Here is a 13785-nt window from a genome sequence, read left to right as displayed (position 1 = left end):
GTTCACAATGCGCCCCTCTCGTAACAATCCCTATCAGCTCGCCGCCCTGCTGGTCGCCGCCGCAGGCCTTTTGCTGTTGGCCCTGGGCGGCTACCTTACCCCGCTGTTCACGGGAGCCCTAAACCCTGTGGAAGGCGTGCAAGGCTGGCTGTACACACGCTTTCAAGCCGTGCAGGATTTTGTGAACGCGCCGGTTAACATCGCCAGCCTGCGACAGGAGAATGCCTTGCTGCGCGCCGAGAACGCTCAACTGCAAACGGAGATCATCACCCTGCAGCAGCAGGTCTCCGAAGGCGAGCTGCTCTCCGCCCTGCTGGATTTTGCCCGCGCCCGCCCTGAGAACACCTACCAGGCGGCCGGCGTCATCGGTCAGGACCCGAGCCCTTTCCTCCATTACATCATCATCAACCGCGGCTCAGACGATGGGTTACGCCGCGGTATGCCGGTTGTCTCGCAACAGGGCCTGGTTGGCCGCATCGCCCAGGTGACCGCCACAGCCTCCCGAGTGGAGTTGATCACCGACCCCGGCAGCCAGGTGAGCGTGCGCATGCAGCCCTCCGAAGTGGACGGCCTGCTCAGTGGCAGCGTCACCAGCCAGCTCAGTATTGACCTCATTCCGCTGGATGCCAACCTGCAAGCCGGCGACCTGGTGTTCACATCCGGTATTGGTGGCGCCTATCCCGGCAACATCCTCATCGGCCAGATCAGCAATGTGCGCCGCGAGGCGACGGCGTTGTTCCAAACCGCCTCCGTGCAATCAGCGGTGGATTTCACCCGCTTGGAGATCGTGCTGGTCATCGTCAACTTCCAGCCTCTCGACATCAGCCCCTTGCTGGACAGCGGGAGCTAGCAGCATGCGTACGCTGCTGGCTGTACTGCTCCTGCTGGGCGCCACCCTGCTGCAGGTCACCCTGCTGCCGCGCATCCGCATGCTGCAAGGCAGCGTAGACCTGGTGCTGCTGGTACTGCTCACCTGGATGATGCAAGAGGACAACCGCCCAGACTGGCGGCTGGGCCTGGTGGCTGGCGTGATGATGGGTTATGCCAGCGCGCTGCCCGACATCGTTCTCATCGCCGGCTACACGCTGGCCGCCCTGCTGTGCCAGTTACTGCATCGCCGCATCTGGCAAGTGCGCATGCTTACCCTGCTCACCAGTCTCATTCTGGGCACTCTCACAATACACATCCTCACCCTGGGCTATCTATGGCTGTCGGATAACCCCATGTCAGCCGGGGAAGCTTTTAACCTCATTACTCTGCCCACCCTGCTGCTGAATCTCATCCTTCTCTTACCCGTAAATGCTTTAATTTCAGAGTTGAACAAACTGTTTGCCACACCTACCAACTGATGAGCCTGATAAACGGAACCCCGAAAAAAGCCCAAAGCTCGCTGGAGCAATGGCGTCTGCTAACCTTCTTTGGTTTTGTAGCGCTGGTCTTCTTTATTTTTGCCCTGCGCCTCTTCTATCTGCAGGTGCTGGAGCATGAGAACTGGCTTAGCCAGGCCGAGGGCAATCGTACCGAAGTCATCAGCCTCGCCCCGCAGCGCGGCGTGATCTACGACCGCAATGGCGTCATCCTGGCGCAGAATGTGCCTTCATACAACATTGTTGTGGTGCCCGCCAACCTGCCGACTGACCAAGGCGAGATCGAGGAGATCATCTTCGCGCTGGCCGAGCTTACTGACCAGCCGGTGAGCCTGGGCAGCATTGACGACCCGCTGATCCCATGCGGCGACAACCTGGGCGTACGCCAGATGATCGAGCTGCAGACCAGCTTCTCTCCCTACGACCCCGTTGCCATTCAGTGCAACGTCTCGCGCGAGATGGCCCTCGCCGTCAAAGAACGTGCCGTGGACTGGCCTGGGGTTGAAGTAGTTGTTGAACCCATCCGTGAATACCCCACTGGTTCCATGTCGGCTGCCATCATCGGGTATCTTGGCCCCATTCCCGCTGCGCAGGAAGAAGCGCTGCGCGCCCTAGGCTTTGTACCCAACCGCGATAAGGTAGGTTACGGCGGCCTGGAGCTCTACTTTGATGAGCTGCTGCGCGGCACTCCCGGGCGCCGCGTGGTGGAAACGGACGCAGGTGGCCAGGTTCTTCGCGATATTGAGCCACCGATCGAGGCTGTTGCTGGCGAGAATATCGTGCTCACCATTGATGCTCGCCTGCAAGCGGCTGCCTCCGCCATTATTGAAGAAGAGCTGGGCCTGTGGAACGCCTATTTTAGGGATCTACCGCGCAGCCATATGACCAGCGGCGTCATCATTGCCATGAACCCCAGAACTGGTGAACTCCTCGCCATGGTCTCGTGGCCGACTTTTGAGAACAACCGCATGACGCGCTTCATCCCCGCCTACTACTACGAACAGTTGTTGGCAGATGCCACCAAACCGCTGGTCAACCACGCCGCCGGCGCTGAATTGCCCGCCGGCTCCGTGTTCAAGATCGTCACGGCTGTGGGCGCTCTGAATGAAGGCATTGTCTCACCTGAAACCATCATCCAGACCCCTGGCTCGATCACGGTCAGTCAGCGCTTTTACGAAGGCGAAGCCGGCCAGAACCGCGAATTTGTGGATTGGAACCGAGCGGGTTTCGGCCAGCTGAACTTCTATGGCGGCATCGCCAACTCCAGCAATGTGTACTTTTATAAGCTGGGCGGCGGCTATGAAGGTGAGATCCCCGAAGGGCTCGGCATCTGCCGCCTGGGCACTTACGCCCGCGCCATGGGTTACGGCAGTGCGCTTGGCGTAGAGCTTCCCTATGAGGTCAATGGTCTGGTGCCAGACCCTACCTGGAAACGCTTGAACCAGGGCGAGAATTGGTCTACTGGTGACACCTATATCACCAGCGTAGGTCAAGGCTATATCCTCTCGTCGCCGCTGCAAGTCCTTGTCTCCGCTGCTACGATTGCCAATGACGGCGCGCAGATGCGCCCCACCTTGCTGCGCCAGGTGGTGGACGGTGAAGGCAACATCATTCAGGATTTCGAGCCAGACCTGCGCTGGGACATTACCAAAGATGCCATTATTGAAAACTATGAGAACCCTCAAGGCATCGGCGCCTGCCGCCCCACCGGTGAGATGAGCACGGTGGACCCGGCTGTGATCGATGCTGTGCAGCGCGGCATGCGTGAAGCCGTCACCTATGGCACACTGGCTGAGCGCTTCGCCAACCTCACCATCGCTGCCGCGGGCAAGACCGGCACCGCCGAATACTGCGACGAGGTGGCCGCTGCCAACAACCGCTGCCAGTACGGCGCCTGGCCCAGCCACGCCTGGTCTGTCGCCTACGCGCCCTACGACGACCCCGAGTTGGCCGTGGTGGCTTTCGTATACAACGGCAGCGAAGGCTCGTCTGTGGCCGGCCCGATTCTCAACCGCGTCATCCAGGCTTATTTCGAGCTCAAGTCCATTGACACGCAACTCGGCCTCGCTCCGTAGCCCTCGATTTTTTTGACCCAAAGGCGCGGCCAAGGGCCGCGCCTTTTTGTTTCGACCCATACATGACTCCATTCCCCAGCGCCGCAAAAACCGCAATGCTATAATTTTTTGGTGAGCGACGTACAAGTCATACCCATCGACATCAAAGGCATCCGCGAAGGGCTGCTGGTCACCCTGCCCGAGGGCGAATGGCCCGCGCTGGAGCAAGCCCTGCTGGATGAACTGACCCGCCGGGGTGAGTTCCTCAAGGGCGCCAAGCTCATCATCAACGTAGACACGCACGACCTCAACGTGGCCGCCGTGAGCCGCCTGCGTGACCGGGTCACCGACAGCGGCCTGCTGCTGTGGGGTGTGCTGAGCAACTCGGCCCTCACCGAGCGCAGCGCCCAGTTGATGGGCATGGCCACTCGCATCCACGATGGCGCTCGCGCGCCGGAACCGGAAGCCGAAGACTACGACGAGCCCGCTGCCCCGCAAGACCTGGGGCCGGATGGCGGCATCATGGTGCGGCGCACCCTGCGCTCCGGCGCCAGCCTGCATGCCCCCGGCCACATCACCATCATTGGCGATGTGAACCCCGGCGCCGAGGTGGTGGCCGGCGGCAACGTGGTGGTATGGGGCCGCCTGCGCGGCCTGGTACACGCCGGTGCCCATGGCAATGAGGACGCCTTTGTGTGCGCCATGGATCTTTCGCCCACCCAGCTGCGCATCGCCGGGCATATTGCCATCCCGCCCGCTGAGCGCGGCCAGATTTCCCCCGAGATTGCCCGCGTGCAAGACGGGCAGGTAATTGCAGAAAATTGGACCTTAGGATAAATACGATGACTGGACGCGTAATAACCATTACTTCAGGCAAAGGCGGCGTGGGTAAAACCACCGCCACTGCCAACATCAGCGCCGCCCTGGCGGCCATGGGCCACAAAGTGGTCTGCATGGACGCCGATATCGGCCTGCGCAACCTTGACGTTGTGCTGGGCCTCGAGAACCGCATCGTCTACGACTTGGTAGACGTGGTGGAAGGCCGCTGCAAGGTACGCCAGGCTATGATCCGCGACAAGCGGCTGGAGGAGCTCTATCTCATCCCCGCCGCACAAACGCGTGACAAAAACGCGGTGGCCCCCAAAGACATGGTGCGCATTTGCGATGAGCTGCGCAAGGACTTTGACTACATCGTGATCGATTCGCCTGCCGGTATTGAGCGCGGCTTCAAGAACGCTATCGCTCCCGCCGACGAAGTGGTGATCATCACCAATCCTGAAGTTTCCGCCGTGCGCGATGCTGACCGCATCATTGGCCTGGTGGAGGCTGAGCAGAAAGGCCCCGCCAAGCTGGTGGTCAACCGCATAAACACCGAAATGGTCGAGCGCGGCGACATGCTGGCAGTAGCCGACGTGCTTGAACTGCTGGCAGTCGAACTCATCGGCATTGTGCCGGATGACACCGCCGTACTGGTCAGCACCAACAAGGGTGCCCCCATCGCCCTCGAGCCCAAGAGCAAGACCGGCCAGGCCTTCCGCGATATTGCCCGCCGCCTTACCGGCGAAGAAGTCCCTTTCAGTGCCAGCAACGGCAACAGCGGCTTCCTTGGCCGCCTCTCCAAGCTGATGAAGACCAAAGAAGGGCGCAATGCCTAGCCTGAGCGAACTCCTCGGGCGCAAGCGCAGCGCCAGTACCGCCAAGGACCGCCTGCGCGTCGTGTTGATCCATGATCGTAGCGTCCTGCCCCCTGGCGTGATGGACTCGCTGCGCCAGGAGCTCATCGAGGTCGTGGCGCGCCATATTGATGTGGACCGCCACGCCGTGCGCGTGGAGATGGTGCAAGAGGGCCGTAGCGCCACACTGCAGGCTGAGATTCCCATTAAAGCCGCCCCAAAGCAGTCCTCATCTGAGTAATAATCTGCCCTGCGCTTGCAGGGCAGATTTCTTTATCCTGTTGGCGAGACCCCATGCGAACCGCTATCTGGCGACACTTTGACTTTTGGCTGCTCGGCGCAGTCGTAGTGCTGCTCACCTTTGGCGTGGCCATGATCCGCTCCGCCATCGCTGGCAACGCCGAACTGGTCGAGCTCAACGTGCTGGGCCGCCAGATCTACTTTGCCCTTGCCGGCCTGGCCGTTATCGTTGTTTGCACCCTGCTCGATTACCGCTTGTGGATCTCGGCCAGTCGTGTGCTCTATGTGCTGCTGGTGGTCTTGCTGCTCTTCACCATTTTGGCTGGCCAGACCAGCTTCGGCGCCCAGCGCTGGCTCAACATCGGCCTGGTGGTGCTGCAGCCCTCCGAGCTGGCCAAGATCACCATGATCATCATCCTGGCCGACTTCTTCGCCCGCAACCGTGACAAGATCGGCGATCTGCGTTGGGTGGCCCGCAGCGTGCTGCTGACCGCCGGCCTGGTGGTCCTCATCCTGCTACAGCCCAATCTCAGCACTTCAATCGTTCTGCTCACCGTTTGGTTCTCGCTGCTGTGGGCCAGCGGGCTTAAACTCAAACATTTGGCCCTGTTCATTGTAGGTGGCCTCTTGGCTGCCGTGATCAGCTTTCCCTTGCTGCAAGACTACCAGCGCGACCGCATCATTCGCTTTATTGCCCCCGAAGAGGATGCACGCTACGGCAGCAGCTACAACGTTACCCAGGCGCTCATCAGCATCGGTTCCGGCGGTGTGCTCGGCCAAGGGTATGGTCAGGCCACCCAAGTCCAGCTGCGTTTCCTAAAGGTGCGCCACAACGACTTCATTTTCTCGGCCATCTCTGCGGAGTTTGGCCTGGTGGGCGCAATGGCCGTTCTGGGCATGCAGCTTTTTATCATCTGGCGCTGTGTGCGCGCCGCGCGGCTTTCTCAAGATGCGTTTGGTTCGCTGATCGCTTACGGAATTGGCGTTATTATTGCGCTGCATACCATCGTGAATGTCGGCATGAACATACAACTGTTACCTGTTACCGGCCTGCCGTTGCCATTTGTCAGCGCGGGCGGGAGTTCATTGCTGACCTTTATGTTTGGTATCGGGTTGGTGCAAAGCGTGATCGCTCGTCACCGATCCCTCAACTTCTCATAGCAAAGGCTTCGCAGTACATGACGCAGACCAACGCAGCCCGAGTGCGCTTCGCGCCCTCTCCCACGGGCCTTACCCACCTGGGTAGCGGCCGCACCGCCCTGTATAACTACCTGCTTGCCCACCAAACCGGCGGGCAATATATTTTGCGCATCGAGGACACCGACCAGAAGCGCTACAACCCGGACGCCGAGCAAGACCTGACCAGCAGCCTGCAATGGCTGGGCCTGCAGTGGGACGAAGGCCCGGGTGTAGGCGGCCCGCACGAGCCGTATTACCAATCCAAGCGCATGGAGATCTACCGCCAGCACGCCGAACAGTTGGTGGAGAACGGCAAGGCCTTCTATTGTTTCTGCACGCCGGCCGAGCTGGATGCAGTGCGCAAAGCCCAGCAGGAAGCCAAACAGCCGCCCCACTACTCCGGCAAGTGCCGTAACCTGCCGCTGGCCGAGGCCAAGCAGCACGTGGCGGCCGGCGAGACGCATGTGGTGCGCTTCAAAGCGCCCAAGGACGGCAGCATCACCGTGCACGACGAGCTGCGCGGCGACATCACCGTGCAGAACCGCACCATCGACGACCGCGTCCTGCTCAAGAGCGACGGCCACGCCCTCTATCACCTGGCCGCCATGGTGGATGACCATCTGATGGGCATCACCCATGTGCTGCGCGGCGAGGAGTGGCTGCCCAGCCTACCCTTGCATGTGCACATCTACGAAGCCTTTGGCTGGCCTCAACCCAAGTGGATCCACCTTTCAGTCTTCCTCAAGCCTAGCGGCAAGGGCAAGATGAGCAAGCGCGAGACCGAAGCCATGAAGCTGACCGGACAGTCGATCTTCATTCAGGACCTGGCCCAGATGGGCTACCTGCCCGAGGGCGTCATCAACTGGATCGTACTGATGGGCTGGAGCTACGACGACAAGACCGAATTCTTCACCCTGCCCGACCTTATTGAAAAGTTCGACATCGCCAAGCTCAACCCGTCGCCCGCGGCGATCGACTTCAAGAAGCTGGACCATTTCAACGGGCTGCACATCCGCGCCCTGCCCGCCGAGGAGCTGGCTCGCCGCCTGCTGCCCTTCTTCGAGCGCTCCGGCTACCAGGCCGACCCGGCCCTGCTGGCGCGCATCACGCCGCTAATCCAGGAGCGCATCGTCACGCTGGACGATGCGCCTGAGATCGCCGGTTTCTTCTTCCGCCCCAGCGTAGACGTGCCGGCCGAGAAGCTGCTGCTCAAAGACAAGACCGCCGCCGAGTCCGCCGCCGTGCTGGCCAAGGCGCTCAACATCCTCGAAGCCTTGCCGGAGCTGACCGCCTCGGCCGCCGCGGCGCCCATGCGCGCCGCCGCCGACGAGCTCGGCATCAAGGCCGGCGCCCTGTTCACCCAGCTGCGCAACGCCACCACCGGCCAGGAGATCAGCCCGCCGCTCTTCGAGAGCATGGAGCTCATCGGCCGCGAGACGGTGCTGGCCCGCCTGCGGGCGGGGGTGGACGCACTCAGCAAGCTCAGCTAGAAAGAACCTCACCCAAACGACAAAAAAAAAACACGGCCTTGTGGCCGTGTTTTTCTGTTCTTCATGGCTGGAGAATTCCTACCACCAGCCGCCATCTACATCCAAATTCACTCCGTTGACGCCCTGGTTTTCCAGCAGGAAGATGGCCGCATCAGTCACATCCTTGATCGTCACCAGTTTCTTGGTCAGCGTGCGGGCGGAGAGCGCCTCCAGCACGCCGGCCGGTTTGTCTGCCCAATACGGCGTCTCGCCCACCACGCCCGGATGGATCGCGTTCACGCGCAGCGGCGAGAGCTCAACCGACATGGCCCGCACCAGCGTGCTGACACCACCGTTGATCGTGGTCACCGTGGCCGAGCCGGGGTACGGGCGCTCCTTGGCCATGCCGCCGTACATCAGCACGCAGCCGTCTGCCCGCATCTGCGGCAGCAAGGCATGCACCACTTCGGGGTAGCCTACCAGCTTTAGGGTCACCAGCTCCACTGCCTGGTCAATGTCGTAAGTTTTAATGCTGTTCTCGTCGCGAGCGATCGACACCAGCACCAGGTATTGCACGTCCTTCACATCCGCCAGCGCCTTGGCAATGTCGCGCGGCTTGCTCAGGTCAAAGTTCACACCGATCGCGCCGTTGCCGATCTCCTCGGCCACCTTCTGGGCGCGGCCGGCCTCGCGGCCGGTCACAACCACCGGGTGGCCCTTGCCGGCATAGTGCAAGGCTAGCGCCTTGCCCAGCTCAGACGTTCCGCCTACAACTACAACAGTGCCCTTGTCTGCCATCAGGTGTCTCCTCTGCCTTACTCGTTCTTCAGTTGCTCTTCAAAATAATCCCAGTCACGGCCAAAGCGATACGCATGCCGCGAGGGGGATTGCGGCGCCGAGGTTTCGAGCCACTGCACCGTGGTGTTCATCTTGTTCTTGAAGCCGTGCACGCAGCCCACCCCGGCCCAGGCCACATCGCCGGGCTTCAGAGTAAAGGTCTGGTTGTCGAACCAGGCCTCCACCTCGCCGTCCAGGATCATGTAAGTCTCTTCGAACGGGTGGTCATGGCTGCCGGCCCCGCCGCCGGGGATGTACTTGACCATGAACATGGTGTGCAAGTGGGCGCCCAGGTCGCTATCCACCATCATCTTGACCGTAATGCCGGTGTACACCAGCAGCGCCGTGCGCATGCTGCCCGAAACGGCCAGCAACTCCTGCGATTGTTTGCCAGGGTCCATGTGCTGATCAGTGATATTGCCAAAGAAACGCGTACGCGTATCGCGTGGATTGACGCGGATCGGCTCGCCCACCTGGGCCACCCGCCCCTTGACCGGGAACACATCGCCGTCCTTCCACAGCCGTGGTTGCGGGGCCAACATCTCCACCCAGCGCACTTTGCCGGCGCCGCGGTTCTTGTAGCCGTGCGCGGCGCCCACATGGATCAGGCCATAGTCGCCCTTCTCCAACGCGAACGCGCCGTCGCCGGTTTCGCAGATCAGCTCGCCTTCCAGCACATACACGCTCTCTTCGAACGTGTGCAGGTGCGTATCCACGTGGCCGCCGGGCTCCAGCTCGCAAATATTGAACTCTTGGTGCACTGAGCCTGACTCGCCGTTGACAATAGACCAGCGGCTGAATCCCTTACTGATGCCCTCAAAGGCCTTGGGTAGCACAAAGTCGGCCTGGTCTGCCGTACGTACTAAAAAGCGTTCCTTCATTTTCACTCCTGAACTGCAGGCGGTTGTCCGCGGCAATGAATGGCTAGATGGTTGGCAGTTTGAAGCGAGAGCGGCGCAGCACATAATCACGCGCGTCGTACACCATGTTCTGCACCGCGTTGAGATCTACATTCACCAGCTGGCCGCCGCGCTTGAGGATCCTGCCGGCCACCATCACGGTGTCAATATTGCTGGTGTCCATGCCCCACACCACCGCTGCCGCCGGGTCGTTGAGCGGCGTGACATTGATCTTGTTGGTGGTCAGCATGATGATGTCAGCCTCTTTGCCCGGGGTCAGCGTGCCGATCTTGTGATCAAGCCCGTTGGCCCGCGCCCCTTCGATTGTGGCGTACTCCAGCACGTCCTGGTCTGTGATCAGGTTGGGCACCGCGCTCTCGCCCGCCAGCCGGCGTTCGTGGATCAGGCTGTGCTGCAACGAGATGACCGAGCGCATCTGCGTGAACATGTCGCCCGGCACGTTGGTCTCCACGTCCACACTCAGGCTGGGCTTCAGCCCGCGGTCGAGGAACTTTTGCGTGGGCGGCATGCCGTGGCCCATCATCATCTCCACCGGAGCCGCCAGCGAAACCGAGCCGCCCGAATCGACGATCATCTGGATCTCAGTATCGTTAAGCGTGGTGCAGTGGATGTAGGTCGTATCCGGCCCCAGCAGCTCCGGCCCCTTGCGCCCAAACTCCTCCACCTTGCGGCGCTGGCCAAACGTGCCCACGCCCACATGAGTGGTGATGCGTGCATCCACCGAACGCGCCATATTCCAGTGCGAGCGGGTGATCTCAAAGTCAGTGAACTCCGGCCCGGCCGCCGCCAATGCATAGGTCAGCAACTGATCCTTGCCGGTGAAGTGTGCCCGCGCCGCCCGCACGAACCAACCCGGCTGCTTGGGCTCATACTTGCCCCACCACGGGAAGCCGTAGGCGAACACGGCGCGCATGTTGGAATCGCGCAGGGCTTGCACCACCGCATCGGTGTGCTCCGGCGAAGCCTGAATGTGCGACCAGTCCAGCAGCGTAGTGATACCAGCATCCACCGCGCCGAACGCGCTGACGATATTGCCGGCATAGGCATCCTGCGGGCGATAGGCGCGGCCAAGGCGGCCGAGCACAAAAGTAATGTAGCTGCTGCGGCCTTCCAGCGGAACATCCGTGCCGATATTGCGCAGCAAACCTTCCCAAATATGGCGGTGCGTGTCCACAAAGCCGGGCATCACGATCATGCCCTTGGCGTCCACAATCTGGGTGGCGCCATTGGCCTGGATGTTTGCCCCCACCTGGACGATCTTGCTGCCTTCGATGAGCACATCGCCCACCAGCAGCGTGCCGATCTTGGGATCGAGCGAAATGACCGTGCCGCCTTTCAGCAACATTTGCTGCCCGGCCGGCAGGCCCTTTTCAACGGTGTCCGGCGGCTCAACGAACACGTTGGCCACCGCATAATCCTTATTGCGTTCACGACGCGCCGTAAACACGCGGCGCAGCTTCTTCCAGTTTTCCTTGATGAGCATGCGCAGGTCATGCACCTGGTACAGCACCAAGCCAATGATCGTCAGGCTGCCCATCACGATCGGGTCGTTCAGCCAGCTGCTGGTGATGATACGCAGCGAGAACATGTTGCTGATCAGCGCCAGGAACAGGCTCACAGCCAGCGCGCCGGTAAAGTGACCTACGCCACCCGCCAGGCTGGTGCCGCCGAGGGCCGCCGCCGCAATGCTGGTGAGCGCAAACGTGGTGCCGGCACGGGCATCACCCACGCCCACCTGCACCGCAAGAAAGAAAGAGGCGATCGAAGCCAGTAGGCCGGAGAGCACCAGGCCGCGCACCTGTACCCACTTGGTCCGGATGCCGAGGCGGCGGCCAGAGCGCACATCATGGCCCGTGGCGCGTACGCGCAGGCCGCCCGCAGAGCGGCGCAGCCAGATATCCCACAGGATCGCCACCACCAGCGTAATGATGAAGGCCACCGGCACCCAACCCACCTTAGTGCGCAGCAAGCCCAGCGCCGCGCCGTTGATGGTGCCGGACGCCACCGGGCGCAACACCAGCGCCACGCCTTCCAGAATACTGAGCGTGGCCAGGGTTGCAATAATAGAAGGCAGCTTGACCCAGCGCACCAGCACCGAGTTGAACAAGCCCACCAGCACGCCGCCCAGCATGATCAGGCCGGCGGCGATCGCCACCGATTGTGGCGAGGCATCATTCGTCGCAATAAAAGAGGCCGCCACGATGCTGAAGGACATCACGGCGCCCACAGAAATATCCAGGTAACCCACCAGCATGGCGTTGACCTGCGCCATGGCTACGATCGCCAATGGCAGGGTGGCCTGCAGCAGGTTGCTCAGGTTGTATTCGGAGAGGAAGGCGCTGCTCTTGCCGCCGGAATATGACACCAGCGTATAGATCATCAGCAGGAGCAGCATCAGGGGATACCACTCCTGGATGCGGATGGCGGCCTTCTTCAGCCGCTCCTTGTTCCGGTTCATCTAATCCTCTCTTCCACCGAACGCAAACTGATCTTCCACGTTGCCGATCTTGGCGCCGCGCACCATGGCGTCAATAATGGTGCGCTCGTTCAAATGCTCCTGCGGAATGTCATGCACGATCTGGCCGCGCGAGATGACGAACACGCGGTTGCACAAACTGGCCAGCTCGATCGGATCGCTCGATTTCACCACTACAGCTGCGCCCTCGGCGGCCTTGGTATGCAAAGCTTCATAGATGTCGAAACGGGCGGCTACGTCCACGCCCTGAGTGGGCTCGTCGGCCAGGAGCACATTCACATCATCACGCAGGAAGGGGCGCGCCATCACGACCTTCTGCTGGTTGCCACCAGAGAGAAAGCTCACCGGCATATCCAACGACGGCGTGCGCAGCTTCAACTGCTGGCCCATCGCCCCCACCGCCTCGCGTTCGCGGCGCGGCATCAGCCAGCCCAGTCGCGTGAACTTCTGCAGCGCCTGCAGCGAAGCGTTGGTGATCGCCCCCAGCACCAAAAACAGCGCATCGCGCTTGCGGTCGCCCGCCAGCAGCATGATGCCGGAGTTGAGCGCGCCGGTGGGCGAAGTCAGATTGACGTGTTTGTCAAACACCTGCACCTGCCCACCCTTGGGCGGGATGGCGCCGCACAGCGTCCAGAAAAGATCACCCTGCCCATTACCCTCCACACCGGCAATGCCAATCACTTCGCCGCGGCGTACGCTAAAACTCACCGGGCCGAAGTATTCGCCATGCAGGTCGGTCACCTTCAACACGGTTTCGGTATCTTCGGTGATCTCCAAACGGGTCGGAAAGGCTGATTCCAGCGGGCGGCCGATCATCAGCTCCACGATCTCTTTTTCAGTTATCTTGTCTGCTTCATACGTGCCCTGGTTCTGGCCGTCGCGCAATACCGTGATGCGGTCGGCCAGGCCCAGCACTTCGGGCAGGCGGTGGCTTACATACACCACGGCCACGCCCCGCGCAGTGTGCTCTTTGATCGTGCGCTGCAGCCACTCCACCTCGGAGGGGCCCATGGCCGTGGTGGGTTCATCCAGCAGCAAAACCTTGGGGTCAGACAGCAGGGCTTTGGCTACTTCCAACAACTGGCGCTCGGCCAACGCCAATGCGCCGATCGGAGCTTCAGCAAAAATGTCATCCAGTTCAAAGCGCGCCAGAATTTGAATGGCCCAGTCCTTCAGTCGCCAATAGGTAGACGGACGGGCGTCTTTTGACGCAGATAAGTACAGGTTCTCAGCCACGGTCATGCCGGCCACTTGCGAGATGTCCTGATAGGCCATCCCCAGGCCCAGTTCGCGGGCCTTGGCTGGCGAATCCGTGGTGAGCGGTTTGCCCATGATGTGCACAGTGCCTTCGTCCTGCTCCACAAAGCCACTGGCTATGCCCAGCAACGTGGATTTGCCTGAGCCGTTCTCGCCGACTACGGCGTGAACTTCCCCAGGCAAAACTTGCAGGTCCATGCCCTTCAGGGCTTGCACTGTGCCATAGCGTTTAGAAACTCCCAGCAGCGAGAGCGCGAAGCTCTCGCTGCTGGGGTTCTGATTCTTGTCAGTCACTCTAGACCAGAGTTTCCTG

At 61.3% G+C, this 13785-nt stretch carries 12 protein-coding genes; 8 read left to right on the top strand and 4 right to left on the bottom strand.

Annotated elements, in window-relative coordinates; translation table 11 throughout:
* The first annotated feature begins 7 nt into the window (after window positions 1-7).
* The 8 genes from mreC (at window position 8) to KIT08_09555 (ending at window position 8003) form a co-directional block, all read left to right on the top strand.
* The gene (gene mreC, locus KIT08_09590; protein UYN89338.1) at window positions 8-850 is read left to right on the top strand and encodes a rod shape-determining protein MreC; all 843 of its coding nucleotides are present in this window, start codon (window positions 8-10) and stop codon (window positions 848-850) included.
* A gap of 4 nt (window positions 851-854) precedes the next feature.
* Entirely contained in the window at window positions 855-1349 is a 495-nt protein-coding gene (locus KIT08_09585; protein ID UYN89337.1) for a hypothetical protein, read from the top strand.
* A complete protein-coding gene (gene mrdA / locus KIT08_09580) occupies window positions 1349-3442 on the top strand; it encodes a penicillin-binding protein 2 (protein ID UYN89336.1) in 2094 nt (697 codons plus the stop codon). The genes KIT08_09585 and mrdA overlap by 1 nt, the downstream gene beginning before the upstream one ends.
* A gap of 111 nt (window positions 3443-3553) precedes the next feature.
* Window positions 3554-4258 carry a septum site-determining protein MinC gene (gene minC, locus KIT08_09575; GenBank protein UYN89335.1) on the top strand — a complete coding sequence of 235 codons (705 nt, stop codon included), beginning with the start codon at window positions 3554-3556 and terminating at the stop codon, window positions 4256-4258.
* A 5-nt stretch (window positions 4259-4263) separates the two neighbouring features.
* Window positions 4264-5076 (top strand): septum site-determining protein MinD, encoded by an 813-nt coding sequence (gene minD / locus KIT08_09570; GenBank protein UYN89334.1) that lies wholly within the window; start codon window positions 4264-4266, stop codon window positions 5074-5076.
* The gene (gene minE / locus KIT08_09565) at window positions 5069-5335 is read left to right on the top strand and encodes a cell division topological specificity factor MinE (protein ID UYN89333.1); all 267 of its coding nucleotides are present in this window, start codon (window positions 5069-5071) and stop codon (window positions 5333-5335) included. Before minD ends, minE begins: the two co-directional genes overlap by 8 nt.
* Window positions 5336-5388: 53 nt before the next feature.
* The gene (locus KIT08_09560; GenBank protein UYN89332.1) at window positions 5389-6495 is read left to right on the top strand and encodes a rod shape-determining protein RodA; all 1107 of its coding nucleotides are present in this window, start codon (window positions 5389-5391) and stop codon (window positions 6493-6495) included.
* Window positions 6496-6512: 17 nt separating this feature from the next.
* Window positions 6513-8003: a glutamate--tRNA ligase gene (locus tag KIT08_09555; GenBank protein ID UYN89331.1), complete on the top strand. Its 1491-nt coding sequence runs from the start codon at window positions 6513-6515 to the stop codon at window positions 8001-8003.
* A gap of 78 nt (window positions 8004-8081) precedes the next feature.
* Here KIT08_09555 and KIT08_09550 read toward each other — a convergent pair whose 3' ends face one another.
* The 4 genes from KIT08_09550 to KIT08_09535 are packed head-to-tail and all read right to left on the bottom strand — an operon-like array spanning window position 8082 to window position 13766.
* Window positions 8082-8780 carry an SDR family oxidoreductase gene (locus KIT08_09550; GenBank protein ID UYN89330.1) on the bottom strand — a complete coding sequence of 233 codons (699 nt, stop codon included), beginning with the start codon at window positions 8778-8780 and terminating at the stop codon, window positions 8082-8084.
* A 17-nt stretch (window positions 8781-8797) separates the two neighbouring features.
* Window positions 8798-9700, bottom strand: coding sequence for a cupin domain-containing protein (locus KIT08_09545; protein ID UYN89329.1), 903 nt, complete (start codon window positions 9698-9700; stop codon window positions 8798-8800).
* A 43-nt stretch (window positions 9701-9743) separates the two neighbouring features.
* Window positions 9744-12197, bottom strand: coding sequence for an amidohydrolase family protein (locus tag KIT08_09540; protein UYN89328.1), 2454 nt, complete (start codon window positions 12195-12197; stop codon window positions 9744-9746).
* The gene (locus KIT08_09535) at window positions 12198-13766 is read right to left on the bottom strand and encodes a sugar ABC transporter ATP-binding protein (protein ID UYN89327.1); all 1569 of its coding nucleotides are present in this window, start codon (window positions 13764-13766) and stop codon (window positions 12198-12200) included.
* Window positions 13767-13785 lie beyond the last annotated feature (19 nt).

It is taken from the genome of Anaerolineales bacterium, assembly GCA_025808555.1.
Taxonomy (GTDB): domain Bacteria; phylum Chloroflexota; class Anaerolineae; order Anaerolineales; family UBA11579; genus JAMCZK01.
Note: the sequence above shows the minus strand (reverse complement) of the source record. Positions and strands in the feature narration are given on the sequence as shown.

Coding starts and splice junctions, on each gene's coding strand:
- mreC (UYN89338.1), top strand. CDS start 8: ATGCGCCCCTCTCGTAACAATCCCTATCAGCTCGCCGCCCTGCTGGTC.
- KIT08_09585 (UYN89337.1), top strand. CDS start 855: ATGCGTACGCTGCTGGCTGTACTGCTCCTGCTGGGCGCCACCCTGCTG.
- mrdA (UYN89336.1), top strand. CDS start 1,349: ATGAGCCTGATAAACGGAACCCCGAAAAAAGCCCAAAGCTCGCTGGAG.
- minD (UYN89334.1), top strand. CDS start 4,264: ATGACTGGACGCGTAATAACCATTACTTCAGGCAAAGGCGGCGTGGGT.
- minE (UYN89333.1), top strand. CDS start 5,069: ATGCCTAGCCTGAGCGAACTCCTCGGGCGCAAGCGCAGCGCCAGTACC.
- KIT08_09560 (UYN89332.1), top strand. CDS start 5,389: ATGCGAACCGCTATCTGGCGACACTTTGACTTTTGGCTGCTCGGCGCA.
- KIT08_09555 (UYN89331.1), top strand. CDS start 6,513: ATGACGCAGACCAACGCAGCCCGAGTGCGCTTCGCGCCCTCTCCCACG.
- KIT08_09550 (UYN89330.1), bottom strand. CDS start 8,780: ATGGCAGACAAGGGCACTGTTGTAGTTGTAGGCGGAACGTCTGAGCTG.
- KIT08_09545 (UYN89329.1), bottom strand. CDS start 9,700: ATGAAGGAACGCTTTTTAGTACGTACGGCAGACCAGGCCGACTTTGTG.
- KIT08_09540 (UYN89328.1), bottom strand. CDS start 12,197: ATGAACCGGAACAAGGAGCGGCTGAAGAAGGCCGCCATCCGCATCCAG.